Annotated in this window: 23 protein-coding genes; 21 read left to right on the plus strand and 2 right to left on the minus strand. The window is 41.9% G+C overall.

Annotation, left to right across the window (positions count from 1 at the left end):
- The first annotated feature begins 42 nt into the window (after window positions 1-42).
- The 3 genes from sufB to MK409_RS01820 all read left to right on the plus strand — a co-directional run bounded on the left by sufB (window position 43) and on the right by MK409_RS01820 (window position 3,655).
- On the plus strand, window positions 43-1,455 hold the full coding sequence (gene sufB, locus MK409_RS01810) for a Fe-S cluster assembly protein SufB (RefSeq protein WP_061427556.1): 1,413 nt from the start codon (window positions 43-45) through the stop codon (window positions 1,453-1,455).
- A gap of 19 nt (window positions 1,456-1,474) precedes the next feature.
- Window positions 1,475-2,044, plus strand: a complete 570-nt coding sequence (locus MK409_RS01815) for a hypothetical protein (RefSeq protein ID WP_268705129.1) — start codon at window positions 1,475-1,477, stop codon at window positions 2,042-2,044.
- Window positions 2,045-2,257: 213 nt separating this feature from the next.
- Window positions 2,258-3,655, plus strand: a complete 1,398-nt coding sequence (locus tag MK409_RS01820) for an APC family permease (protein ID WP_268705130.1) — start codon at window positions 2,258-2,260, stop codon at window positions 3,653-3,655.
- A 27-nt stretch (window positions 3,656-3,682) separates the two neighbouring features.
- Here MK409_RS01820 and MK409_RS01825 read toward each other — a convergent pair whose 3' ends face one another.
- Window positions 3,683-4,531 (minus strand): YitT family protein, encoded by an 849-nt coding sequence (locus MK409_RS01825; RefSeq protein ID WP_096406913.1) that lies wholly within the window; start codon window positions 4,529-4,531, stop codon window positions 3,683-3,685.
- 144 nt (window positions 4,532-4,675) lie between these two features.
- Between MK409_RS01825 and MK409_RS01830 the strand changes: the two genes are divergently transcribed.
- The gene (locus tag MK409_RS01830; protein ID WP_061406999.1) at window positions 4,676-5,512 is read left to right on the plus strand and encodes a DegV family protein; all 837 of its coding nucleotides are present in this window, start codon (window positions 4,676-4,678) and stop codon (window positions 5,510-5,512) included.
- Between the two features lie 107 nt (window positions 5,513-5,619).
- Window positions 5,620-5,895 (plus strand): HU family DNA-binding protein, encoded by a 276-nt coding sequence (locus tag MK409_RS01835; RefSeq protein ID WP_001284636.1) that lies wholly within the window; start codon window positions 5,620-5,622, stop codon window positions 5,893-5,895.
- Window positions 5,896-6,024: 129 nt separating this feature from the next.
- On the opposite strand, the gene MK409_RS01840 is transcribed toward MK409_RS01835, so the two are convergent.
- Window positions 6,025-7,011: an L-lactate dehydrogenase gene (locus MK409_RS01840; RefSeq protein WP_000204734.1), complete on the minus strand. Its 987-nt coding sequence runs from the start codon at window positions 7,009-7,011 to the stop codon at window positions 6,025-6,027.
- Between the two features lie 193 nt (window positions 7,012-7,204).
- Here MK409_RS01840 and gyrA point away from each other — a divergent pair, with 193 nt between their 5' ends.
- From gyrA to dprA, 16 genes are all read left to right on the plus strand, one after another.
- Window positions 7,205-9,673, plus strand: a complete 2,469-nt coding sequence (gene gyrA / locus MK409_RS01845; protein ID WP_268705618.1) for a DNA gyrase subunit A — start codon at window positions 7,205-7,207, stop codon at window positions 9,671-9,673.
- Entirely contained in the window at window positions 9,673-10,419 is a 747-nt protein-coding gene (locus tag MK409_RS01850) for a class A sortase (RefSeq protein WP_268705131.1), read from the plus strand. The genes gyrA and MK409_RS01850 overlap by 1 nt, the downstream gene beginning before the upstream one ends.
- Window positions 10,420-10,604: 185 nt before the next feature.
- Window positions 10,605-11,402 (plus strand): formate/nitrite transporter family protein, encoded by a 798-nt coding sequence (locus MK409_RS01855; RefSeq protein WP_049478154.1) that lies wholly within the window; start codon window positions 10,605-10,607, stop codon window positions 11,400-11,402.
- Between the two features lie 150 nt (window positions 11,403-11,552).
- Window positions 11,553-12,833 (plus strand): O-acetylhomoserine aminocarboxypropyltransferase/cysteine synthase family protein, encoded by a 1,281-nt coding sequence (locus MK409_RS01860; RefSeq protein ID WP_268705619.1) that lies wholly within the window; start codon window positions 11,553-11,555, stop codon window positions 12,831-12,833.
- A gap of 94 nt (window positions 12,834-12,927) precedes the next feature.
- Entirely contained in the window at window positions 12,928-14,202 is a 1,275-nt protein-coding gene (locus MK409_RS01865) for a DUF2130 domain-containing protein (RefSeq protein ID WP_268705132.1), read from the plus strand.
- Between the two features lie 10 nt (window positions 14,203-14,212).
- On the plus strand, window positions 14,213-15,091 hold the full coding sequence (gene truB, locus MK409_RS01870; RefSeq protein WP_268705133.1) for a tRNA pseudouridine(55) synthase TruB: 879 nt from the start codon (window positions 14,213-14,215) through the stop codon (window positions 15,089-15,091).
- Window positions 15,092-15,202: 111 nt separating this feature from the next.
- Window positions 15,203-15,841 carry a uridine kinase gene (udk, locus tag MK409_RS01875; RefSeq protein ID WP_268705134.1) on the plus strand — a complete coding sequence of 213 codons (639 nt, stop codon included), beginning with the start codon at window positions 15,203-15,205 and terminating at the stop codon, window positions 15,839-15,841.
- Window positions 15,842-15,969: 128 nt separating this feature from the next.
- A complete protein-coding gene (gene xseA / locus MK409_RS01880) occupies window positions 15,970-17,310 on the plus strand; it encodes an exodeoxyribonuclease VII large subunit (RefSeq protein ID WP_268705135.1) in 1,341 nt (446 codons plus the stop codon).
- Window positions 17,288-17,500 (plus strand): exodeoxyribonuclease VII small subunit, encoded by a 213-nt coding sequence (locus tag MK409_RS01885; protein ID WP_000043226.1) that lies wholly within the window; start codon window positions 17,288-17,290, stop codon window positions 17,498-17,500. The genes xseA and MK409_RS01885 overlap by 23 nt, the downstream gene beginning before the upstream one ends.
- Entirely contained in the window at window positions 17,497-18,372 is an 876-nt protein-coding gene (locus MK409_RS01890) for a polyprenyl synthetase family protein (RefSeq protein ID WP_268705136.1), read from the plus strand. Before MK409_RS01885 ends, MK409_RS01890 begins: the two co-directional genes overlap by 4 nt.
- A complete protein-coding gene (locus MK409_RS01895) occupies window positions 18,365-19,180 on the plus strand; it encodes a TlyA family RNA methyltransferase (protein ID WP_268705137.1) in 816 nt (271 codons plus the stop codon). The genes MK409_RS01890 and MK409_RS01895 overlap by 8 nt, the downstream gene beginning before the upstream one ends.
- A complete protein-coding gene (locus MK409_RS01900) occupies window positions 19,173-19,604 on the plus strand; it encodes an arginine repressor (RefSeq protein ID WP_001034393.1) in 432 nt (143 codons plus the stop codon). The genes MK409_RS01895 and MK409_RS01900 overlap by 8 nt, the downstream gene beginning before the upstream one ends.
- 6 nt (window positions 19,605-19,610) lie before the next feature.
- The gene (recN, locus tag MK409_RS01905) at window positions 19,611-21,278 is read left to right on the plus strand and encodes a DNA repair protein RecN (protein WP_268705138.1); all 1,668 of its coding nucleotides are present in this window, start codon (window positions 19,611-19,613) and stop codon (window positions 21,276-21,278) included.
- Entirely contained in the window at window positions 21,279-22,007 is a 729-nt protein-coding gene (locus MK409_RS01910; protein ID WP_268705139.1) for a metallophosphoesterase family protein, read from the plus strand. It abuts the gene before it with no gap.
- 78 nt (window positions 22,008-22,085) lie between these two features.
- Complete coding sequence (gene lepA / locus MK409_RS01915) at window positions 22,086-23,909, plus strand: translation elongation factor 4 (RefSeq protein ID WP_001047195.1); 1,824 nt, start codon at window positions 22,086-22,088, stop codon at window positions 23,907-23,909.
- A gap of 162 nt (window positions 23,910-24,071) precedes the next feature.
- Entirely contained in the window at window positions 24,072-24,920 is an 849-nt protein-coding gene (gene dprA / locus MK409_RS01920) for a DNA-processing protein DprA (protein WP_268705140.1), read from the plus strand.

The following is a 24,920-nucleotide window of genomic DNA, read 5'->3' on the forward strand; positions in this document are numbered from 1 at the left end:
TCTTATGAATCAGTAGAAATGAAGAATGAAAGAAAGGATATTATGGCTGAAGAAAGAGTAGAACCAAAACCAATTGATCTTGGTGAATATAAATTTGGTTTCCATGACGATGTAGAGCCTGTCCTATCGACAGGAAAAGGATTGAACGAAGAAGTCATTCGCGAATTATCAGCTGCCAAGGGTGAGCCTGAGTGGATGTTAGAATTCCGTTTGAAGTCTTATGAAACCTTCAAAAAAATGCCTATGCAAACCTGGGGAGCAGACTTGTCAGAGATTGACTTTGATGATTTGATCTACTACCAAAAACCATCTGACAAACCAGCCCGTTCTTGGGATGAAGTTCCTGAAAAAATTAAAGAGACCTTTGAACGTATCGGGATTCCAGAAGCTGAACGTGCTTATCTAGCAGGTGCCTCTGCCCAGTACGAGTCAGAAGTGGTTTACCACAACATGAAGGAAGAGTTTGAGAAGTTAGGAATTATCTTTACAGATACAGATTCTGCCCTCAAGGAATACCCAGACTTGTTTAAACAATACTTTGCGAAGTTGGTACCGCCGACAGATAACAAGTTGGCAGCCCTCAACTCAGCAGTATGGTCTGGTGGAACCTTTATCTACGTGCCAAAAGGTGTCAAGGTAGATATTCCACTTCAAACTTACTTCCGTATCAACAACGAAAATACAGGTCAGTTCGAACGTACCTTGATTATTGTTGATGAAGGAGCAAGCGTCCATTACGTAGAAGGATGTACAGCACCAACATATTCAAGCAACAGCTTGCACGCTGCCATTGTAGAAATCTTTGCTTTGGATGGAGCTTACATGCGCTATACAACCATCCAAAACTGGTCTGATAACGTCTATAACTTGGTTACAAAACGTGCTAAAGCTCAAAAAGATGCTACTGTTGAGTGGATTGATGGGAACTTGGGTGCCAAAACAACTATGAAATATCCATCTGTTTATCTAGATGGAGAAGGGGCGCGTGGTACCATGCTTTCGATCGCCTTTGCCAATGCTGGTCAACACCAAGACACGGGTGCCAAGATGATCCACAACGCTCCACACACAAGCTCGTCTATCGTTTCTAAATCCATCGCTAAAGGTGGAGGAAAGGTGGACTACCGTGGACAAGTAACCTTTAACAAGAACTCTAAGAAATCTGTTTCTCACATCGAGTGTGATACCATTATCATGGATGACTTGTCAGCATCTGATACCATTCCATTTAATGAAATTCATAACTCGCAAGTTGCATTGGAGCACGAAGCCAAGGTATCTAAGATTTCAGAAGAACAACTCTATTACCTCATGAGCCGTGGATTGTCAGAATCTGAGGCAACCGAGATGATTGTCATGGGATTTGTCGAACCATTCACTAAAGAACTTCCAATGGAATACGCAGTTGAGCTGAACCGCTTGATTAGCTATGAAATGGAAGGTTCAGTCGGTTAAAACCCAAAAGGAGAAGTAAATGGGATTCTTAAAAAAATTATTTGGCAATGTCGAAAAAGCGAATAAAGGTGCAATTCCTGCCGAGGAAATTGTTCCACCGTTTATAAATGATTTAGCAGAAGAAGCAGATGATTATTGGCGACAAATGGAACAAAACCTCTTGATAAACGCTGTCAAGGCTGTTGGTGGTCCAGAGGCAGTGGAACGTGCTTTTGTTCTTACCAATTTTAAGGAAAATCAAGAAACCTTTGAGCTCTTTTATCAGGTAAATGGTCAACTTCTTTCATGGAGAGAGATAGATGCGACTGTTGTCGATAAAATCAGCAATCAACTCCTTCCACAAGCGGCAGAAGTAGCGCGTGCAGTAAATGAAAATTATGAAGAAGCGAAGGTTCCAGTTATTGAGTACGCTATGCTTCAGTTTGAAACTGCCACCATGGCTTGGTTTGGTCGAAAGCTGACAACAGCTTCTCCAGAAGCACAACTGACTTTTGAAGAATTGGTATCAGGTTGGCGTGCTATTTTGGAACAAGAAGTTCCAAACCGTCCTTTAGATAGTGACCGTCCGTTCCCTTACTTTGAAGTTTAAAAAATCCCAAATCCCCAAAAACTTTCAATGGAGTATACTGTTGAGCCTACTCGCTTGATCAGTAACAAATTGAAAGAATCAGCGGATAAAAATGCAAAATCTGAACAGGAAGTCTGCCTGTTCAGAATTTTTTTCAAAAAAGAACCTAATAAATATTCACAAAAATGCTTTTATGTGGTAAAATAAAACAATTACATTTAGTGGAGATGAAGTATGAATATTTTTAGAACCAAGGATGTTAGTCTGGGACGAACGGAAATGCGTCGCCATTTGAAATTATGGGATTTGATTTTACTAGGAATTGGTGCCATGGTAGGGACAGGGATTTTCACCATTACAGGAACAGCAGCTGCTACATTGGCTGGTCCATCTCTAGTTGTTTCCATTGTGATTTCTGCCCTATGCGTTTCTTTATCAGCCCTCTTTTTTGCAGAATTTGCCTCTCGTGTGCCTGCAACAGGAGGTGCTTATAGTTATCTCTATGCGATCTTAGGAGAATTTCCAGCCTGGATTGCCGGTTGGTTGACCATCATGGAATTCATGACGGCCATATCGGGTGTTGCATCTGGCTGGGCAGCTTACTTTAAGGGCTTACTCAGTAATTACGGTATCTCCATGCCCCAAGCCTTAAATGGTACTTTTAACCCCGAACAAGGTACCTATATCGACCTTTTACCTATTTTAGTGCTTGCTTTGGTAACAGGACTAGTTTTATTGAATTCCAAGGCAGCCTTGCGCTTTAATTCGCTTCTAGTGGTCTTGAAATTCTCTGCTCTCGCCCTGTTCATCCTAGTTGGGATTTGGCACATCAAACCTGAAAATTGGTCAAATTTTGCCCCCTTTGGCTTTGGTCAGCTTTATGGCGGAAGTACTGGGATTATGGCAGGAGCCTCTTTGATGTTCTTTGGTTTTCTCGGTTTTGAGTCAATTTCCATGGCAGTTGATGAAATTCAAAGTCCGCAAAAGAATGTTCCTCTAGGAATTGTCCTTTCTCTGTCAATCGTCACTATTCTCTATGCTTTGGTAACCTTAGTATTGACTGGGGTTGTTCATTATAGCCAACTCAATGTGGACGATGCAGTAGCCTTCTCATTGCGTAGTATTGGGATTGGCTGGGCAGCCAACTATGTTTCGCTTGTAGCCATTTTAACCTTGATTACTGTATGTATTTCAATGACCTACGCTCTTTCTCGAATGATTTATAGCTTAGCACGTGATGGACTTTTGCCTCAAAGCTTCAAACAACTAAGCAAAAGCAGCCGAGCTCCAAAGAATGCAACCATCTTAACAGGGATTGCTTCAGCCATAGCTGCGGGCATTTTCCCCTTGGCAAGCATTGCAGCCTTTCTAAATATCTGTACACTAGCCTATCTCATCTTACTTGCCTATGGCATTATCAAACTCAGAAAAGATAAGGGGATGCCAAAAGAAGGAGAGTTCAAAACTCCTTTAGTGCCGCTTTTGCCAATCCTTTCCATTCTTATCTGTCTTTCCTTTATGCTTCAATATACCAAGGAAACATGGATTGCCTTTGGACTTGCTTTGTTGGTTGGACTAGTGATTTACTTTTCTTATGGCTATCGTCATTCTACACTTTCTAAACAAAAATAAAAGCTGGGATTTCCCAGCGATTTTGTTTTATTCTTTTATGTAGGTAAATCCTTCCCCAAGAATCTCATGGGCTTCAGTGATGGTAATAAAGGCTTGAGGGTCTATATGGTGAATCATATCCTTCATTTTAACGATTTCATTTCGACCGACGATACAATAAATGATTTTCAAATCTTTCTTACTGTAGTAGCCTTGACCAGAGATATAGGTCACGCCACGTCCTAGTTCTTCGTTGATTTTATCAGCTAATTGCTCAGGATACTGAGTGATAATCATAAATCCTTTACCAGCATAGCCCCCTTCACCGATCAAGTCGATAACACGAGCGATGATAAAGTCAAACAAGAGAGTATAGGTAACGAGACGAAGATCTTGGAAGATGATTAAAATCAACATTAGGATAAAAAAGTCAATCCCAAAGAGCAATTTACCAATTGAGATATTGGTGTATTTATTGAGGATACGGGCAACAATATCTGAACCACCAGTAGTCCCACCAGCATTAAAAATAACTCCTAAACCGACTCCCAGTAAAACACCAGAAACTAGCGAAACGATAATGAGATCCCCTTGTAGGTCAAACTGTAAAGGAATTTTTTCAAAGACAGCAAGCCAGACCGAGAGGGAGATAGTTCCCAAGAGACTGGTGTAGAGAGTTTTAGGACCAAATATTTTCCAGGCAAGGATAAATAAAGGAATATTGATCAAGAGGTTCATCAGTGAGACTGGAATTTTAAAGAGGTAGAAGGTAATGAGTGTAATACCTGTCGCACCACCCTCAAATAGATGATAGGGAACTACAAAGTAGGTGAGACCAAAGGCATAAATAGCTGCCCCTAGTATGATAGTGATAATAGGCTGAACTTTTCGGATCATGATTCTCCCTCGCTTTTTCTATAGATAGATTATACCAAATTTTCAAGCGTTTTAATTGGATCTCTTATGATTTTTTAACAAAATTTTGATATAATAAAAGTGATAAATCCCTATCTTATTGAAAAGAATAGAAAGATTGAAATTATGACACAAGTAAAAATTGTAACAGATTCTTCTGTTACCATCGAACCAGAAGTAGTAAAAGAGTTAAATATTACGGTTGTGCCGCTATCCGTTATGATTGATAGTGTGCTTTATTCAGACGCAGATTTGAAAGAAGGGGAGTTCCTTCATCTTATGCAACAAAGTAAGAATCTGCCGAAAACCAGTCAGCCTCCAGTGGGAGTGTTTGCTGAGGTTTTCGAAGAACTAGGTAAAGACGGTAGTCAGATTCTGGCGATTCACATGTCCCATGCCTTGTCAGGAACTGTTGAAGCTGCTCGTCAAGGAGCGAGTCTCTCAACTGCTGATGTGACGGTTATTGATAGTTCTTTTACAGACCAAGCTATGAAGTTTCAAGTAGTTGAAGCAGCTAAACTTGCCCAAGAAGGGAAAGATTTAGAAACCATCCTAGCTCATGTAGAAGACGTTAAGAATCATACTGAACTCTATATCGGTGTTTCAACATTAGAAAATCTAGTTAAGGGCGGACGTATCGGACGTGTGACAGGATTATTAAGCTCTCTGTTGAACATCCGAGTTGTGATGCAGATGAAGAATCATGAACTCCAGCCTATCGTTAAGGGACGAGGTGCTAAGACCTTCAAAAAATGGCTCGACGAGTTGACTGAGACGCTCTCACATCAATCAGTGGCTGAGATTGGAATTTCGTATGCAGGTACGAATGAATGGGCAAATGAGATGAAGAACTTGTTGCAAACTTATGTAGAAAAACCAATCTCTGTATTGGAAACAGGGTCTATTATTCAAACACATACGGGAGAAAATGCCTGGGCTATTCTAATTCGTTACAATTCCTAAAAAAATAGAGAAAAATCGTTAGAAATAGTGTTTTTGACTTGACCTATAGCCAATTTTAGGATATGATTATATTTGTTAATTAGAAATTATTTGGAGGATTTATTAACATGGCAAACAAACAAGATTTGATCGCTAAAGTAGCAGAAGCTACAGAATTGACTAAGAAAGATTCAGCAGCAGCAGTTGACGCTGTATTCGCAGCAGTAACTGAATACCTTGCAGCTGGTGAAAAAGTTCAATTGATCGGTTTTGGTAACTTTGAAGTTCGTGAGCGTGCTGCACGTAAAGGTCGCAACCCACAAACTGGTAAAGAAATCAAGATCGCAGCTTCTAAAGTTCCAGCATTCAAAGCTGGTAAAGCTCTTAAAGACGCTGTTAAATAATGACACTTTAATAAGCCTATTGTATCAAGCTTTCTAGCTTGGTCGATAGGCTTTTTTTGTTGCTTTGGGGTATTTTTGGGGCAAAAAGAAAAAAGAAAAAGGTTCCCATGGATGAGAACCTTCTTTTCATTAGTTTTTAGAAGCTGCTTGGAATTCAGGGTTTTTCCACGCTTCATTAATAATTGCTTGCAATTCTTTTGCAGATGCTTGCATTTTTTGTGTTTCAGCGTCGTTCAATGGGATGTTTACTGGACGAACGATACCGTGTGCACCAACGATAGCAGGTTGACCGATAAAGACGTTTTCAACACCGTATTGACCTTCTTGGAATACAGAAAGTGGAAGCACCGCATTTTCATCGTCAAGGATAGCACGAGTGATACGAGCAAGGGCAACTGCGATACCGTAGTATGTAGCGCCTTTCTTGTTGATGATTGAGTAAGCTGCATCACGAACTGAGATGAAGAGTTCAACAAGGTCAGCTTCATTCAAGTCACGGTTAGCTTGCAACCAGTGTTCCAATTTAACACCGGCAACGTTAGCGTGAGACCAAACAGCGAATTCTGAGTCACCGTGTTCACCCATGATGTAGGCATGGACTGAACGAGCGTCAACACCGATTGTTTCAGCAAGAGCTTGACGGAAACGAGCTGAGTCAAGAGAAGTACCAGAACCGATAACGCGTTCTTTAGGGAATCCAGAGAATTTCCAAGTTGAGTAAGTCAAAACGTCAACTGGGTTAGCTGCTACAAGGAAGATACCATCGAAACCAGAAGCAACAACTTGCTCAACGATTGATTTGTTGATTGCAAGGTTTTTACCTACAAGGTCAAGACGAGTTTCACCTGGTTTTTGAGGAGCACCAGCAGTGATAACTACAAGGTCAGCGTCAGCACAGTCTTCGTATTTTGCAGCGTAGATTTTTTTAGGTGAAGTGAAGGCAAGGGCATGGCTAAGGTCTTCTGCGTCACCAACCGCTTTTTCAAACAATTGAGGAATTTCAATGATTCCAAGCTCTTGTGCAATTCCTTGGGTAACAAGCGCGAAAGCATAAGATGAACCTACGGCACCGTCACCGACAAGGATCACTTTTTTGTGTTGTTTAGTAGAAGTCATTTTCTAAACATCTCCTTCAATTTTTTTAGGGAATTCCCCAGATATTTTCATTCTATCACTTTTAAAAAGCTTTGTCACGGAAATGCCTTCTTGTTCTTGATGTAAACGTTTTAGTGATTTCCAAAAACTGAAATGATCTACACTTTATGGTATAATATATCTAGTTACTAATTGTGAAATGAGGCATTTATTAATGCAGGATAAAAACTTAGTGAATGTTAATCTGACAAAGGAGATGAAGACCAGCTTTATCGACTACGCCATGAGTGTTATCGTAGCGCGTGCTCTTCCTGATGTTCGAGATGGCTTAAAACCAGTTCACCGTCGTATTCTTTACGGAATGAATGAACTAGGTGTTACTCCAGATAAACCCCATAAAAAATCAGCTCGTATTACAGGAGATGTTATGGGTAAATACCACCCTCACGGAGACTCGTCTATTTACGAGGCTATGGTTCGTATGGCCCAGTGGTGGAGCTATCGTTACATGCTCGTTGATGGGCATGGAAACTTTGGTTCTATGGACGGGGATGGTGCTGCCGCCCAGCGTTATACTGAGGCACGTATGAGCAAGATTGCTCTGGAAATGCTTCGTGATATCAATAAAAACACAGTTGATTTCGTAGACAACTACGACGCCAATGAGCGTGAACCCTTGGTCTTGCCAGCTCGTTTTCCAAACCTTTTGGTCAATGGGGCAACTGGGATTGCCGTAGGGATGGCTACCAACATTCCTCCTCACAACCTAGGTGAAACGATTGATGCCGTTAAGCTAGTTATGGACAATCCAGATGTGACTACTAAGGACTTGATGGAAGTCTTGCCTGGTCCAGATTTTCCAACTGGTGCCCTTGTTATGGGGAAATCAGGTATTCATAAGGCCTATGAAACTGGTAAAGGCTCCATTGTTCTTCGTTCTCGTACAGAGATTGAAACCACTAAGACTGGCCGTGAACGAATCGTTGTAACGGAATTTCCATACATGGTCAACAAAACCAAGGTACATGAGCATATTGTTCGCTTGGTTCAGGAAAAACGAATTGAGGGCATTACAGCCGTACGTGATGAGTCCAACCGTGAAGGCGTCCGCTTTGTAATCGAGGTTAAACGCGACGCGTCTGCCAACGTTATCCTTAACAACCTCTTCAAGATGACCCAGATGCAAACCAACTTTGGTTTCAACATGTTGGCGATTGAAAATGGTGTGCCAAAAATCTTGTCCCTTCATCAAATTTTGGATGCTTATATCGAGCACCAAAAAGAAGTGGTTGTGCGTCGTACACGTTTTGACAAGGAAAAAGCAGAAGCGCGTGCTCACATCTTAGAAGGTCTTCTAATTGCGCTAGATCATATCGACGAAGTGATTCGTATTATCCGTGCAAGTGAAACAGATGCCGAAGCACAAGCTGAGTTGATGAGCAAGTTTAAGCTTTCAGAGCGTCAAAGTCAGGCAATCCTTGATATGCGTCTTCGTCGTTTGACAGGATTGGAACGTGATAAGATTCAGTCTGAATATGATGAATTGATCGCCTTAATTGCAGATTTGGCAGATATTCTTGCCAAACCAGAACGTGTGGCGCAAATCATCAAAGACGAGTTAGATGAAGTCAAACGCAAGTTTGGTGACAAACGTCGTACCGAGTTGATGGTCGGAGAAGTCTTGACACTTGAGGACGAAGACTTGATTGAGGAGACGGATGTCTTGATTACCCTTTCGAACAAGGGCTACATCAAACGTCTGGACCAAGGTGAGTTCACTGCCCAAAAACGTGGTGGCCGTGGGGTTCAAGGTACTGGGGTTAAGGATGATGATTTTGTGCGTGAATTGGTTTCAACTAGCACTCATGATCATCTGCTCTTCTTTACCAATAAAGGACGCGTATACCGACTAAAAGGTTATGAAATCCCAGAATATGGTCGTACCGCTAAGGGCTTGCCAGTTGTCAATCTTTTGAAGTTGGACGAAAGCGAAAGCATTCAGACCATCATCAATGTTGATTCTGAACGTAGTGATGATGCTTATCTCTTCTTCACAACTCGTCACGGTGTCGTGAAGAGAACCAGTGTCAAAGAATTTGCAAATATTCGTCAAAATGGACTTAAGGCCTTGAATCTCAAGGATGAGGATGAGTTGATCAATGTCTTGCTGACAGAAGAAGATACCGATATCATTATTGGAACCAAGTTTGGTTATTCTGTTCGCTTTAATCAGTCAGCTGTTCGTGGCATGAGCCGTATCGCGACAGGTGTCCGAGGAGTCAATCTTCGTGAAGGAGATACAGTAGTTGGCGCAAGTGTTATTACTGACCAGGATGAGGTCCTTATCATCACTGAAAAAGGTTATGGTAAGCGTACCCTTGCTACTGAATATCCAACTAAAGGCCGTGGTGGTAAAGGAATGAAGACTGCCAATGTTGCTGAGAAGAATGGTCCTCTTGCAGGCCTCCTCACTGTTAAAGGTGATGAAGACCTGATGATTATCACGGATACAGGGGTCATGATTCGAACAAACGTTGCCAATATTTCACAAACTGGACGCTCAACTATGGGAGTTAAGGTGATGCGTCTAGACCAAGATGCCAAGATTGTGACCTTTACAACGGTTGCTGCGGCAGAAAAAGAAGAAGTTGGAACTGAAATTGAAACAGAAGGTGAAGCATAATGTCTCGTAGAAAAACGAAAAATAAGAAGAATAAGCGTAGAAATCTATTTATCAATATTCTAGCCGGTTTCTTGATTCTTCTTTCCTTAGCTTTGATTTTTAATTCTAAGATTCGTGACCTCTTTTTGGTCTGGAATACCAATAAATATCAAGTCAATCAGGTTACTAAAGAAAATATAGATGAAAACCTAAAATCAGAAGGAAATTTTGATTTTGACTCTGTTAAGTCTATTTCATCTGAAGCTGTTCTTGCTTCTCAATGGGATGCCCAAAAGCTTCCAGTTATCGGTGGGATTGCTATTCCTGAAGTAGAAATCAACCTGCCTATTTTCAAAGGTTTGGATAATGTAAACTTGTTCTACGGAGCAGGGACCATGAAACCCGATCAAAAAATGGGAGAAGGCAACTATTCTCTAGCTAGTCACCATATCTTTACTGCTGAAAATGCTAGCCAGATGCTCTTCTCACCTTTGGTCAATGCCAAAGCAGGTATGAAAATTTACCTGACGGATAAGGATAAAGTTTATACTTATGAAATTACAGAAGTTAAACGTGTTACACCAGACCGTGTAGATGAAATCGAAGATCGTGACGGCGTAAAGGAGATTACTTTGGTTACCTGTGTTGATTATAATGCGACCGAGCGTATAATCGTCAAAGGAATCTTTAAAGAATCAAAAGCTTATTCTGAGACTTCTGAGGATATTTTGAAGGCCTTTAATCAACCGTATAGACAACGTTATTAAGAATGAATGAACCAGTGAAGTGCTATTTCACTGGTTTTTTATGTCAACAAATAGGATCAAAATAGTTCTTATAAAAAAGGATAAGAAGGTTTATGATAAATATTTTAGAATTTTACAGAAAACGCTTTCTAGAAAACAAGAATTATGTTATAATTATCACAAATAAAAGTTTAGGAGTTTTTTTTATGGTCTCTTCAGAATTTATTTCAAAGATTGAATTTGCTTGCAAGAAGAAAGAAAGTCTTTATAGCCAAAGTAAGTTTAAGTATGCGATTCGTTCCATGTTTGCAGGTGCCTTTCTAACATTTAGTACGGCTGCCGGTGCAGTTGGGGCTGACTTGATTAATAAGATAGCTCCAGGTAGTGGACGTTTTCTCTTCCCATTTGTTTTTGCTTGGGGATTGGCCTACATTGTTTTCTTGAATGCTGAATTGGTCACTTCAAACATGATGTTCCTAACCGCGGGCAGTTTTTTGAAGAAAATTTCTTGGAGAAAAACAGCTGAGATTCTACTTTACTGTACCTTCTTCAACCTCATCGGAGCTTTGATAGCAGGTTGGGGTTTTGCCCACTCAGCAGCCTATGCAAATCTAACACATGATAGCTTCATTTCAGGAGTTGTAGAGATGAAGTTAGGCCGTTCCAATGAGCTAGTCTTACTTGAAGGTATTTTAGCCAATATCTTTGTAAACATTGCCATTCTTTCATTTGTTTTGGTGAAAGATGGTGGGGCCAAACTTTGGCTTGTCTTATCAGCAATTTACATGTTTGTATTCTTAACAAACGAACACATTGCTGCGAACTTTGCTTCTTTTGCGATTGTTAAGTTTAGTGTTGCAGCAGATTCCATTGCTAATTTTGACATACCTAATATTCTTCGTCACTGGGGTGTAACCTTTGTCGGAAACTTTATCGGAGGAGGTCTCTTGATGGGCTTGCCATACGCCTTCCTCAATAAAAACGAAGATACTTATGTCGATTAAAGAAATGAGCACGAGCTAATCGTGCTTTTTTGTTTGATGTGTATGACTAGTCATAGTTGTTCCTTATATCAAAATATAGAAAAACTGTATTGGAAAAGGCTAACCCAAGATGATACAATATACCTAATGAAGCTATTTGGAGGCCGTCTTATGACTCGTGATTTTAAATTTGAAACTCTACAATTACATGCTGGGCAAGTAGTTGATCCAGCAACTAAGTCTCGTGCAGTACCGATTTATCAAACAACATCCTTCGTTTTTGATGACACACAGGAAGGTGCTGATTTATTTGCCTTGAGAAAACCAGGCAATATCTATACTCGTATCACCAATCCCACAACAGCAGCCTTTGAGGAAAGAATCGCTGCCCTTGAAGGTGGTGTTGGAGCGCTAGCGACAGCATCTGGTATGGCTGCGCTTACTTATACAATTCTTGCCCTTGCTCATGCGGGTGACCATGTGGTAGCAGCCTCAACAATTTACGGCGGAACCTTCAATCTCTTGAAAGAAACCCTTCCTCGTTATGGGATCACAACTACCTTTGTCGATGTGGATAATTTGGAGGAAGTAGAAGCAGCTATCGGTGACAATACCAAACTTGTCTTGATTGAAACCTTGGGGAATCCCTTAATTAACATTCCTGACTTGGAAAAATTGGCTGAGATTGCGCATAAACACCAGATTCCTCTCGTTTCGGACAACACCTTTGCCACACCATATTTGATTAACGTCTTCTCTCACGGTGTAGATATTTCCATTCACTCAGCAACTAAGTTTATCGGTGGACATGGTACGACTATTGGAGGAGTGATTGTCGATAGCGGTCGTTTTGATTGGGAAGCATCAGGAAAATTCCCTCAATTTATTGAGGAAGACCCAAGCTACCATAACTTGAGCTATACTCGTGACGTGGGTGCTGCAGCCTTTATTATCGCTGTTCGTGTTCAATTGCTCCGTGATACAGGTGCTGCCTTGTCGCCATTTAATGCCTTTCTCTTGCTCCAAGGGCTTGAAACTCTCTCTCTTCGTGTTGAACGTCATGTGCAAAATGCAGAGAAAATTGTTGATTTCCTTGTCAACCATCCTAAGGTAGAGAAGGTAAATTATCCAAAACTAGCTGACAGTCCTTATCATGCCTTGGCTGAGAAATATTTGCCAAAAGGTGTTGGTTCAATCTTTACCTTCCATGTTAAAGGTGGAGAGGCAGAAGCTCGCAAGGTAATTGATAATTTGGAAATCTTCTCTGACCTTGCAAACGTGGCAGATGCCAAATCTCTTGTTGTCCATCCTGAGACAACCACTCACGGTCAGTTGTCAGAAAAAGATCTAGAAGCAGCAGGTGTAACACCAAACCAAATCCGCTTGTCTATCGGTCTTGAAAATGTAGAGGATTTGATTGAAGATTTGCGCTTGGCCTTGGAAAAAATTTAAAGTAACAGATATAAACAGTGGGTTTCGACTCGCTGTTTTTGATTTTCCCTCAGGCATGATATAATGGTTACAGAAGTCTAGAAAGAGGAAAGTTATGAACGAAATCAAATGTCCCAACTGTAGGGAAGTCTTTACAGTAAATGAGAGTCAGTATGCCGAACTTTTATCCCAAGTGAGAACTGCCGAGTTTGATAAGGAATTACACGATCGCATGAAGCAGGAGCTGGCCTTGGCTGAGCAAAAGGCTATGAATGAACAACAGACTAAACTGGCTCAAAAAGATCAAGAAATTGCGCAACTGCAGAGTCAAATCCAAAACTTTGATACAGAGAAAGAGTTGGCCAAGAAAGAAGTTGAACAGACAAGTCATCAGGCTTTATTGGCAAAGGACAAGGAAGTACAGGCCTTGGAAAACCAATTGGCTACCTTGCGTTTAGAGCATGAAAACCAACTGCAAAAGACTCTCTCTGATTTAGAAAGAGAGCGTGATCAGGTCAAAAATCAGCTCCTCTTGCAAGAAAAGGAAAATGAGTTGTCTTTGGCTTCTGTTAAGCAAAATTATGAAGCTCAGCTTAAAGCAGCAAGTGAACAAGTCGAATTTTACAAGAATTTCAAGGCCCAACAATCTACAAAAGCTATCGGTGAAAGTTTGGAACAGTATGCAGAGAGTGAGTTCAATAAGGTTCGAAGTTTTGCCTTTCCAAATGCCTACTTTGAGAAGGATAACAAGCTCTCTGCGCGTGGATCTAAAGGCGACTTTATCTTCCGTGAATGTGATGAAAATGGAGTGGAAATTATTTCCATCATGTTTGAAATGAAAAATGAAGCGGATGGAACAGAGAAAAAGCACAAGAACTCGGATTTTTACAAGGAATTGGACAAGGACCGTCGGGAGAAAAACTGCGAATATGCGGTTCTGGTGACCATGCTAGAAGCAGATAACGACTACTTTAATACAGGGATTGTTGATGTCAGCCACGAGTATGAAAAGATGTATGTGGTCCGTCCTCAATTCTTTATTCAGTTGATTGGGCTCTTGCGTAATGCGGCGCTTAATTCCCTCAAGTACAAGCAGGAGTTGGCCTTGGTTCGCGAGCAAAATATCGATATCACCCATTTTGAAGAAGACTTGGATGCCTTTAAACAGGCTTTTGCCAAGAACTACAACTCCGCTTCGACCAACTTTGGTAAAGCCATCGATGAAATCGATAAGGCCATCAAACGGATGGAAGAGGTCAAAAAGTTCCTAACCACATCTGAAAACCAACTCCGCCTTGCAAATAACAAGCTGGAAGATGTTTCCGTTAAAAAATTGACTCGGAAGAATCCAACAATGAAAGCGAAATTTGAAGCACTGAAAGGGGAGTAGAAAGCAACACATGAACGGTATTATCAACTTAAGAAAAGAAGCGGGGATGACCTCGCATGATGCGGTTTTTAAACTGCGTAAGATTTTGGGAACTAAGAAAATTGGTCATGGTGGGACCTTAGATCCGGATGTGGTGGGTGTTTTACCTATTGCGGTGGGCAAGGCAACCCGCATGGTCGAGTTTATGCAGGATGAGGGCAAGGTCTACGAGGGGGAGATTACTATCGGCTATTCAACGACGACCGAGGATGCCAGTGGGGAAGTGGTCGCAGAGACCCCTGTTTTGTCGCCCTTGGATGAAACCATTGTCGATGAAGCGATTGTGAGCCTGACTGGGCCTATTACTCAGATTCCACCTATGTATTCGGCTGTCAAGGTTGATGGTCGCAAGCTCTATGAGTATGCGCGTGCTGGTCAGGAGGTGGAGCGTCCAGAACGTCAGGTAACCATTTATCATTTTGAGCGGACCAGTCCCATCTCTTATGAAAACAATCTTGCACGCTTTACTTTTCGTGTAAAATGCAGTAAGGGAACCTATATCCGTACCTTGTCTGTTGACTTGGGAGAGAAGCTGGGCTATGCAGCTCATATGTCCCATTTGATACGGACGAGTGCTGCAGGTTTACAACTGGTAGATGCTCTTACCTTGGACGAAATTGCTGCAAAAGTGGAGGCAGGGCAACTGGATTTTCTTTATCCCTTAGAGATTGGAACAGGGGATCTTGTCAAAGTTTTCCTAACTCCAGAAGAGGCTACAGAAGTTCGCTTTGGTCGTTTTATCGAGCTAGACCAAACGGACAAAGAATTGGCTGCCTTTGAAGATGATAAATTGCTAGCAATTCTAGAAAAACGGGGCAATCTCTACAAGCCAAGGAAAGTTCTATGCTAGTCAAACTGGAGTGTGGGGATGGAATTGTTAGCCATAGTCTATCAAAATCAGACTATAAATTTGGCTAATAATGTGATAGAATAGACGACGGATTAAAAAACGGAGGATAGCATGCAAAATAGACCAATCATTATCGGAGTGACAGGTGGTTCTGGTGGTGGTAAGACCAGTGTTTCAAAAGCCATTTTATCGCATTTTCCTGATGAAAAGATTTCCATGATTGAGCATGATTCATACTACAAGGATCAGTCTCATTTGACCTTTGAAGAGCGTGTGAAAACTAACTACGACCATCCATTTGCCTTTGATACAGACTTGATGATCGAGCAGATTAAGGAATTGTTGGCAGGACGTCCAGTGGATATTCCAACTTATGACTATACAGAGCATACACGGAGTAGCAAGACCTATCGTCAGGAGCCTCAGGATGTCTTTATCGTTGAGGGGATTCTGGTCTTGGAGGACAAGCGTCTGCGCGATTTGATGGATATCAAGATTTTTGTGGATACAGATGATGATGTGCGCATTATTCGTCGTATCAAGCGTGATATGGAGGAGCGTGGTCGTAGCTTGGATAGCGTTATTGATCAGTATTTGGGTGTGGTCAAACCTATGTACCACCAGTTTATCGAACCGACCAAGCGTTATGCCGATATCGTCATTCCTGAGGGAGTCAGCAATACCGTCGCTATCGACCTTTTGACGACAAAAATTGCAAAGATTTTGGAAGAAGCACGAAACAGCAAATAATCAGATGAGGAGGCCATGCCTCCTTTTTCTATTTTTCCTTTAGTTTCGGTAGGAAAAAGGTGATTTTTAAGCATGTTTTTGGTATAATAATACCCATGGAAAAGCAAGAAAATGAATAGTAGGTGGAGATGGAAAAGTATTTATCGGTAACAACTTTGACCAAGTATCTGAAAATGAAATTCGATAAAGACCCTTACTTGGAACGGGTCTATTTAACTGGTCAAGTTTCCAACTTTCGTAAACGACCTACTCACCAATATTTCTCCTTAAAAGATGACAATGCAGTTATTCAAGCGACCATCTGGTCAGGGATTTATCAGAAATTAGGTTTCGACCTCGAAGAGGGAATGAAGATCAATGTAATTGGGCGTGTGCAGGTCTATGAACCCAGCGGGAGCTACTCTATCATCATTGAGAAGGCTGAACCTGATGGGGTCGGGGCGCTTGCAATTCAGTTTGAACAACTCAAGAAAAAATTGACGGAAGAAGGTCTGTTTCAAGAGAGGTTCAAGCAACCTCTTCCCCAGTTTGCTAAGCGAATTGGTGTGGTGACCAGTCGTAGTGGAGCTGTTATTCGAGATATTATCACGACCGTCAGCAGACGTTTTCCTGGTGTCGATATCCTTCTCTATCCGACTAAGGTGCAGGGTGATGGAGCGGCGGAGGAAATAGCACGGAATATCGCTCGTGCCAATCAGCGTGAGGATCTAGATGTCCTCATCATTGGTCGTGGTGGGGGTTCTATCGAGGATCTCTGGGCCTTTAACGAAGAGATTGTGGTACGGGCTATTTTTGAATCTCGTCTGCCAATCATTTCTAGTGTTGGGCATGAGACGGATGTGACCTTGGCAGATTTTGTAGCGGATCGTCGGGCGGCAACGCCAACGGCTGCAGCAGAACTGGCAACACCTGTAACTAAGTTAGATCTTTTGACCCATTTGCAAAATCAGGAAAAACGGATGGCGACAGCTGTACAAAATGTCCTGTCAAGAAAAAAAGAAGCTCTGAAAAAATGCAGTCAGTCTGTTATCTTTAGACAACCAGAGCGCTTGTATGACGGCTATTTGCAGCGGTTAGATCATCTGCAACTGCGATTAAAACAAAGTTTGCGAACACAGATTTCCGATAACAAGCAATTAGTCCAAGCAAGGACACACCAATTGGTGCAATTATCACCTGTTACCAAAATCCAACGCTATCAGGATCGGCTTGCTCAGTTGGACAAGCTCCTCCGTAGCCAAATGGCGTTAGTTTATGATGCCAAGGTTGCTGAAGTCAAGCGACTTTCAGAAGCCTTGCTGATGTTGGATACCAGTCGAATCGTGGCGCGTGGCTATGCAATTGTCAAAAAAGAAGAGTCAGTAGTAGATTCGGTTGAGAAGTTGAAGAAAAAAGACCAAGTGACGCTTTTGATGCGAGATGGTCAAGTAGAATTAGAGGTTAAAGATGTCAAAACAAAAGAAATTTGAGGAAAATCTAGCAGAACTGGAGACCATTGTCCAAAGTTTAGAAAATGGTGAAATTGCTCTGGAAGATGCGATTGCGGCCTTTCAAAAGGGTATGGTCTTGTCAAAAGAACTCCAAGCAACCTTGGACAAGGCTGAAAAGACCTTGGTCAAGGTCATGCAAGAAGACGGAACAGAAAGTGATTTTGAATGAAGAAGCAAGAAAAATTAGCTCTTGTGGAGTCGGCTTTGGAAGACTTTTATGGAGACCAGCAGTTTGCCTCTAGTTTACGAGAGTCTGTTCTCTACTCCATTCATGCCGGTGGCAAGCGCATTCGTCCTTTTCTCTTGTTAGAAGTTCTGGAATCCTTGCAAGTAGTTATCCAACCAGCACATGCTCAAGTGGCAGCGGCTTTGGAAATGATTCACACAGGGAGCTTGATTCACGATGATCTTCCTGCCATGGATGATGATGATTACCGTCGAGGGAGGTTGACCAATCATAAGAAATTTGGCGAAGCGATGGCCATTTTGGCTGGAGATGCTTTGTTCCTAGATCCCTATGCCTTGATAGCGCAGGCAGATTTGCCAAGTCAGATCAAGGTGGACTTGATTGCCAACTTATCCCTTGCTTCAGGAAGTCTGGGAATGGTTGCAGGGCAGGTTTTGGACATGGAAGGCGAACACCAACATTTGTCTTTGGAAGAACTTCAGACCATTCATGCCAATAAAACAGGTAAGTTACTAGCTTATCCTTTCCAAGCAGCAGCTATCCTAGCAGAATTGGCACCTGAAATCCAAGCAAAATTGAAAACTGTGGGTGAATTGATTGGCCTTGCCTTTCAAGTTCGAGATGATGTGCTAGATGTGACCGCTAGTTTTGAGGAAATCGGCAAGACACCACAAAAGGATTTGCAGGCAGAAAAGTCAACCTATCCAGCCTTGTTGGGCTTGGAAGAGGCCATTGCATTTTGTAACCAAACCTTGGATCAAGCTAATGCCAAGTTAGAAGAAATTGCCCAGCAAGTCAGCTTTGAAACAGAGCCGATTGTGAAAGTAGTAGAAAGTTTGAGAATCAATGGCTAAGGAAAGAGTGGATGTACTAGCTTATAAACAGGGTTTGTTTGAGACACGAGAACAAGCCAAGCGAGGTGTTATGGCTGGGCTTGTTGTGGCTGTTCTTAATGGAGAACGCTTTGACAAGCCAGGAGAGAAAATCCCAGATGATATTGAGCTAAAACTCAAAGGTGAAAAACTCAAGTATGTCAGTCGTGGTGGTCTAAAACTGGAAAAGGCCTTGCAGGTCTTTGATTTGTCAGTGGATGGGGCGACCACGATTGATATTGGGGCTTCTACTGGTGGCTTTACCGATGTCATGTTGCAGAATGGTGCTGAGCTCGTCTACGCGGTGGATGTTGGGACCAATCAGTTAGCCTGGAAATTGCGCCAAGATCCTCGGGTTGTCAGCATGGAGCAGTTTAATTTCCGCTATGCAGAAAAGACTGACTTTGAGCAGAAACCAAGTTTTGCCAGTATTGATGTGAGTTTTATTTCCCTTAGTCTGATCTTACCAGCCCTACATCGAGTTTTGGCTGATCAAGGTCAGGTGGTAGTTCTCGTTAAACCTCAGTTTGAGGCAGGCCGGGAGCAAATTGGAAAGAATGGAATCATTCGCGATGCTAAGGTTCACCAACATGTCCTTGAATCAGTCACTGCTATGGCGGTCGAGCAAGGCTTTTCTGTGCTTGGATTAGACTATTCACCAATCCAAGGAGGACATGGAAACATCGAATTTTTAGCATATTTGAAAAAAGAAGATGGAGCAAGTAATCAAGTTGCCCCAGAAATAGAAAATGTTGTAGAGAGAGCACATAGAGAATTTAAAGATGAATAAAAAAGAAAGACTTGAAAAAATTAGAAGATTTGTAACAGATTACCAAATCGGAACACAGGAAGAAATCGTTGAGCACTTAAAGGAAGCAGGTATCTCTGCCACTCAAGCTACTGTATCGAGAGACATCAAAGAGCTTGGTATTGTTAAAATTCCTTTGAAAAACAACACTTATATCTATGAATTGCCAAAATCAATTGTGAAGAGTTTGCAGTTGGCTGAGAATAACATCGAAGGTTCTCAAGTAATGGGTAACATGCTTAACCTCAATGTCATTCCGGGAAATACAGTATTTGTGAAAGGTCAGCTGGTTGCAGCATTTTCTGATAAGATTTTTAGCTGTATCGCGGATGATAATTCAATCTTGATTGTGGCAAAAACAGAGGAAGCAGCTAAGGAAATATCTGAACAAGTTAAAAAATGGTAGGTCGATATGTTACTTGAAATTTCGATTAAAAATTTTGCCATTATAGAGGCGATTTCGCTCAATTTTGAAAAAGGCATGACAGTCTTAACTGGTGAAACAGGTGCTGGTAAATCAATCATCATCGATGCCATGAACATGATGCTAGGAGCTAGAGCGGCTACGGATGTCATTCGTCATGGTGCTCCTAAGGCTGAGATTGAAGGGCTTTTCTCTGTTGAGAATAGTCGTTCTTTGCAAGAACTTTTTGAGGAGCAAGGCTTAGAATTGGGGGATGAGATTATCATTCGTCGTGAAATTCTTCAAAATGGGCGAAGTGTTAGTCGCGTCAATGGACAGATGGTCAATCTTTCTGTCCTGCGTGCAATCGGCCAGCATCTTGTCGACATTCATGGACAACATGACCAAGAAGAGTTAATGCGTCCGCAACTTCATATCCAAATGTTGGATGAATTTGGTGATGCAGCATTTTTTGAGTTGAAACAAGCCTATCAGACAAGCTTTGACGCCTATCGCAAAATGCGTAAACAAGTTCTTGAAGTCAAGAAAAATCAGCAGGAACACAAGTCTCGCATTGAGATGTTGGAATTTCAAATGGCAGAGATTGAGGCGGTAAATTTGCAATCTGGGGAAGATATTAGTCTCAACCAAGAAAGGGACAAACTCCTCAACCACAAGAATATAGCAGATACCTTGACAAATGCCTACACTATGTTGGACAATGAGGAATTCTCCAGCCTAGCAAATGTTCGTTCCGCTATGAATGACATGGAAAGTATCGAAGAATACGACCCTGAATACCGTGAAATTTCAAGTTCTCTATCAGAGACCTACTATGTCTTAGAAGATATTACCAAGCGTTTGGAAGATATCATCGAAGATCTAGATTTTGATGGAAATCGACTCATGCAGGTTGAAAATCGCTTAGATTTGCTCAACACGATCACACGTAAGTATGGGGGGACTGTAGATGAGGTCTTGCTTTACTTTACTAAAATTACGGATGAGTACAATCTCTTGACAGGAAATAACCTTTCCTCCGAAGACATGGAAGCAGAGCTTAAGAAATTGGAAGTCAATCTTGTTGCGTTGGCAAGTCAGCTTGCTTCAGCTCGCCATGACTTGGCCCAGCAGCTAGAAGCAGAGATAAAACAAGAACTGCAAGATCTTTATATGGAGAAGGCTCAATTTCAAGTTCGCTTTAGCAAGGGCAAATTTAGTCGTGAGGGGAATGAAACGGTCGAGTTTTACATTTCTACCAACCCAGGTGAAGACTTTAAACCTTTGGTTAAGGTGGCATCTGGTGGGGAATTGTCTCGTCTGATGTTGGCTATTAAGTCTGCTTTTTCTCGTAAGGAAGGTAAGACCAGTATTGTCTTTGATGAGGTGGATACGGGAGTTTCAGGTCGTGTTGCTCAAGCTATTGCTCAGAAGATTCACAAGATTGGCCAACATGGTCAGGTTTTAGCAATCTCTCACCTACCACAAGTAATTGCCATCGCGGATTATCAATTCTTTATTGAAAAGATTAGTGACGAACATTCAACTGTTTCGACAGTTCGTCTCTTGACTTTAGAAGAACGAGTAGAGGAAGTTGCTAAGATGTTAGCAGGAGAGAATGTAACAGAAGCAGCCCTTACCCAAGCGAGAGAATTATTGCAAACGAGGGAGAAATAAATGACAGACTATTATGTAATTGGAGATGTCCATGGAAAAGCAGGTATGCTGGAAGACCTGCTCAAAACATGGGATGGTCACACCCAGTTGCTCTTTCTAGGGGATTTGATTGACCGAGGTGAAGATAGTCGACGTGTTCTAGAAATGGTTAAGGACTTGGTGGACAATCAAGGGGCTATCTGTCTATCAGGAAACCACGAGTATATGTTTCTGACTTGGTTGGACAATCCTGAAGAAAGCTATGACCACTATCGTCGAAATGGTGGTGATACAACTATTAACTCTATCCTAGGTCGTCCCTTGGATGCACCTGTGGATGCAGTTGAAGACGCTAAACGCGTCGAGACGGAAGCAGCAGATTTAGTCGAATTTATTCGTCAAATGCCTTTTGTTGTTGAGACAGACAAGTATATCTTTGTGCATGCTGGTATTGATTTGACCTTGGATGATTGGCATGAAACGACTGATTACAAGAAGGTCTGGCTCAGAAAACCATTCCACGAAGCCGAAAATCATACTGGGAAAAACATTGTCTTTGGGCATACACCAGTCTATGGTCTACTAGATCAGAAACCAGGTACTGCTGACCTTTGGGTGACAGAAGATGGCAAAGTTGGGATGGATGGAGGAGCCGTCTATGGTGGTGTCCTTCATGGAATCGTCTTTACTGACCAAGGCATGACCGAACACTATTTTATTGAAAATGACGGCTTTATCGCCGAAGATTAGTACTCCTTACAGGGTATGGTCTTGTCAAAATATTAAAAACAATTTATAATAAATAGATACCCTGAAAGGAAGAGAATCATGAATTTAGAAGAATTGAAAAAACGACAGGAGAAGATCCGGAACTTTTCTATTATCGCCCATATTGACCACGGGAAGTCAACGCTGGCAGACCGCATTCTGGAAAAGACGGAGACGGTTTCTAGTCGTGAAATGCAAGCCCAGCTTCTGGATAGTATGGATCTTGAGCGTGAACGTGGGATTACCATCAAACTCAATGCCATTGAGCTCAATTACACTGCAAAAGATGGGGAGACCTATATCTTCCACTTAATTGACACACCTGGGCATGTGGACTTTACCTATGAAGTGTCGCGTTCGCTAGCAGCCTGTGAGGGAGCTATTCTGGTGGTCGATGCAGCCCAAGGGATTGAGGCTCAGACGCTTGCCAATGTTTATCTAGCCTTGGATAATGATTTGGAAATTCTTCCAGTTATTAACAAGATTGACCTACCAGCAGCCGATCCTGAGCGAGTTCGTACAGAGATTGAGGATGTCATCGGACTAGATGCCAGCGAAGCAGTTTTAGCTTCTGCCAAAGCTGGTATTGGTATTGAAGAAATTCTCGAGCAAATCGTAGAGAAAGTTCCCGCACCAACTGGTGATGTTTCAGCTCCACTCAAAGCCTTGATTTTCGACTCAGTTTATGATGCTTATCGTGGGGTTATCCTCCAAGTTCGTGTCATGGACGGAGTTGTTAAACCTGGCGATAAGATTCAGCTCATGAGCAATGGCAAGACCTTTGATGTGACGGAGGTCGGAATTTTCACTCCGAAAGCAGTAGGACGTGATTTCCTAGCCACAGGTGACGTTGGTTATATTGCGGCTTCTATCAAGACGGTTCAAGATACTCGTGTCGGTGATACAGTGACCCTAGCAAGCAATCCTGCCACAGAGCCTCTAGATGGCTACAAGCAAATGAACCCTATGGTCTTTGCAGGTCTTTATCCAATTGAGTCAAATAAGTACAATGACCTTCGTGAAGCTCTTGAAAAATTGCAGCTCAATGATGCCAGTCTTCAATTTGAACCAGAAACATCTCAGGCTCTTGGATTTGGTTTCCGTTGTGGATTCCTTGGACTTCTCCATATGGATGTTATCCAAGAGCGTTTAGAGCGTGAGTTTAACATTGACCTCATTATGACAGCTCCTTCTGTTATCTACAAGGTTAACCAAACTGACGGTGAGTCTATGGATGTGTCAAATCCATCAGAATTCCCAGATCCAACTAAGATTGCGACCATTGAAGAACCGTATGTTAAGGCTCAAATCATGGTACCGCAGGAGTTTGTTGGAGCGGTGATGGAACTGGCTCAGCGCAAGCGTGGGGACTTTGTGACTATGGATTATATTGATGACAATCGTGTCAATGTCATCTATCAAATTCCACTTGCTGAAATTGTATTTGACTTTTTTGATAAGCTCAAGTCTTCGACACGTGGTTATGCAAGCTTTGACTACGAATTGTCAGAGTATCGCCCATCTAAGCTGGTCAAAATGGACATCCTTCTCAATGGTGATAAGGTCGATGCTCTTAGCTTTATCGTCCACAAGGACTTTGCCTACGAACGCGGGAAACTCATCGTTGATAAGCTCAAGAAAATCATCCCTCGTCAACAGTTTGAGGTGCCAATTCAGGCAGCTATTGGCCACAAGATTGTGGCTCGTACGGATATCAAGGCCCTTCGTAAAAACGTACTGGCCAAGTGTTATGGTGGTGACGTTTCTCGCAAACGCAAACTTCTTGAAAAACAAAAAGCTGGTAAGAAGCGTATGAAAGCGATTGGTTCTGTCGAAGTTCCTCAAGAAGCCTTCCTCAGCGTCTTGAGCATGGATGAAGAATAGAAATAGAAAACTCTTGAATTTTTCTCAAGAGTTTTTTCTATTTTTGATAAACGCAAGCTATCAAATACGAAAGCTGAATAAATGTAAAAATCAGATTATCATGTCTTCTTTTTATGATTTTTACGAATAGATAAGAGAGTAGAAATAGAAATGGAGTTTCTTATGAAAATTGATAACTATGAAATCTATAAACTGCGCAAAGCTGGACTGACCAATCAACAGATTTTAACTGTCCTTGAATATGACGAGACTGTAGAGCAGGAACTTTTGTTAGGTGATATTGCAGAAATATCAGGTTGCCGTAATCCTGCGGTCTTTATGGAACGCTATTTCCAGATAGATGATGCACAGTTGGAAAAGGAGTTCCAAAAATTTCCATCCTTTTCTATTCTTGATGACTGTTATCCTTGGGATCTGAGTGAGATTTATGATGCTCCAGCGCTCTTATTTTATAAAGGAAATCTGGACTTGTTGAAATTTCCAAAGGTTGCTCTTGTAGGGAGTCGTTCTTGTTCGAGTCAAGGTGCTAAGTCGATCCAGAAAATTATCCAAGGTTTAGAAAACGAGTTAATCGTGGTTAGTGGATTAGCAAAAGGAATCGATACCGCTGCCCATATGGCTGCGCTCCAGAATGGAGGGAGAACGATTGCTGTCATTGGAACAGGATTGGATGTTTTTTATCCACGTGCTAATAAACGCTTGCAGGACTACATTGGAAATCATCATCTAGTGCTAAGTGAGTACGGTCCAGGTGAAGAACCCTTGAAATTTCACTTTCCAGCCCGTAATCGTATCATTGCAGGATTGTGTCGTGGAGTTATAGTAGCAGAGGCAAGGATGCGGTCAGGGAGTCTCATTACCTGTGAACGCGCCATGGAGGAAGGACGCGATGTCTTTTCTATTCCAGGGAACATTCTTGATGGCCATTCAGATGGTTGCCACCACTTGATCCAAGAGGGAGCAAAACTGGTCACTAGTGGTCAAGATGTGTTGGCAGAGTTTGAATTTTAA

The sequence above is a fragment of the Streptococcus oralis genome, from assembly GCF_026782375.1.
In the GTDB taxonomy this organism is placed as follows: Bacteria; Bacillota; Bacilli; order Lactobacillales; family Streptococcaceae; genus Streptococcus; species Streptococcus oralis_CL.

Coding starts and splice junctions, on each gene's coding strand:
- sufB (WP_061427556.1), top strand. CDS start 43: ATGGCTGAAGAAAGAGTAGAACCAAAACCAATTGATCTTGGTGAATAT.
- MK409_RS01815 (WP_268705129.1), top strand. CDS start 1,475: ATGGGATTCTTAAAAAAATTATTTGGCAATGTCGAAAAAGCGAATAAA.
- MK409_RS01820 (WP_268705130.1), top strand. CDS start 2,258: ATGAATATTTTTAGAACCAAGGATGTTAGTCTGGGACGAACGGAAATG.
- MK409_RS01825 (WP_096406913.1), bottom strand. CDS start 4,531: ATGATCCGAAAAGTTCAGCCTATTATCACTATCATACTAGGGGCAGCT.
- MK409_RS01830 (WP_061406999.1), top strand. CDS start 4,676: ATGACACAAGTAAAAATTGTAACAGATTCTTCTGTTACCATCGAACCA.
- MK409_RS01835 (WP_001284636.1), top strand. CDS start 5,620: ATGGCAAACAAACAAGATTTGATCGCTAAAGTAGCAGAAGCTACAGAA.
- MK409_RS01840 (WP_000204734.1), bottom strand. CDS start 7,011: ATGACTTCTACTAAACAACACAAAAAAGTGATCCTTGTCGGTGACGGT.
- gyrA (WP_268705618.1), top strand. CDS start 7,205: ATGCAGGATAAAAACTTAGTGAATGTTAATCTGACAAAGGAGATGAAG.
- MK409_RS01850 (WP_268705131.1), top strand. CDS start 9,673: ATGTCTCGTAGAAAAACGAAAAATAAGAAGAATAAGCGTAGAAATCTA.
- MK409_RS01855 (WP_049478154.1), top strand. CDS start 10,605: ATGGTCTCTTCAGAATTTATTTCAAAGATTGAATTTGCTTGCAAGAAG.
- MK409_RS01860 (WP_268705619.1), top strand. CDS start 11,553: ATGACTCGTGATTTTAAATTTGAAACTCTACAATTACATGCTGGGCAA.
- MK409_RS01865 (WP_268705132.1), top strand. CDS start 12,928: ATGAACGAAATCAAATGTCCCAACTGTAGGGAAGTCTTTACAGTAAAT.
- truB (WP_268705133.1), top strand. CDS start 14,213: ATGAACGGTATTATCAACTTAAGAAAAGAAGCGGGGATGACCTCGCAT.
- udk (WP_268705134.1), top strand. CDS start 15,203: ATGCAAAATAGACCAATCATTATCGGAGTGACAGGTGGTTCTGGTGGT.
- xseA (WP_268705135.1), top strand. CDS start 15,970: ATGGAAAAGTATTTATCGGTAACAACTTTGACCAAGTATCTGAAAATG.
- MK409_RS01885 (WP_000043226.1), top strand. CDS start 17,288: ATGTCAAAACAAAAGAAATTTGAGGAAAATCTAGCAGAACTGGAGACC.
- MK409_RS01890 (WP_268705136.1), top strand. CDS start 17,497: ATGAAGAAGCAAGAAAAATTAGCTCTTGTGGAGTCGGCTTTGGAAGAC.
- MK409_RS01895 (WP_268705137.1), top strand. CDS start 18,365: ATGGCTAAGGAAAGAGTGGATGTACTAGCTTATAAACAGGGTTTGTTT.
- MK409_RS01900 (WP_001034393.1), top strand. CDS start 19,173: ATGAATAAAAAAGAAAGACTTGAAAAAATTAGAAGATTTGTAACAGAT.
- recN (WP_268705138.1), top strand. CDS start 19,611: ATGTTACTTGAAATTTCGATTAAAAATTTTGCCATTATAGAGGCGATT.
- MK409_RS01910 (WP_268705139.1), top strand. CDS start 21,279: ATGACAGACTATTATGTAATTGGAGATGTCCATGGAAAAGCAGGTATG.
- lepA (WP_001047195.1), top strand. CDS start 22,086: ATGAATTTAGAAGAATTGAAAAAACGACAGGAGAAGATCCGGAACTTT.
- dprA (WP_268705140.1), top strand. CDS start 24,072: ATGAAAATTGATAACTATGAAATCTATAAACTGCGCAAAGCTGGACTG.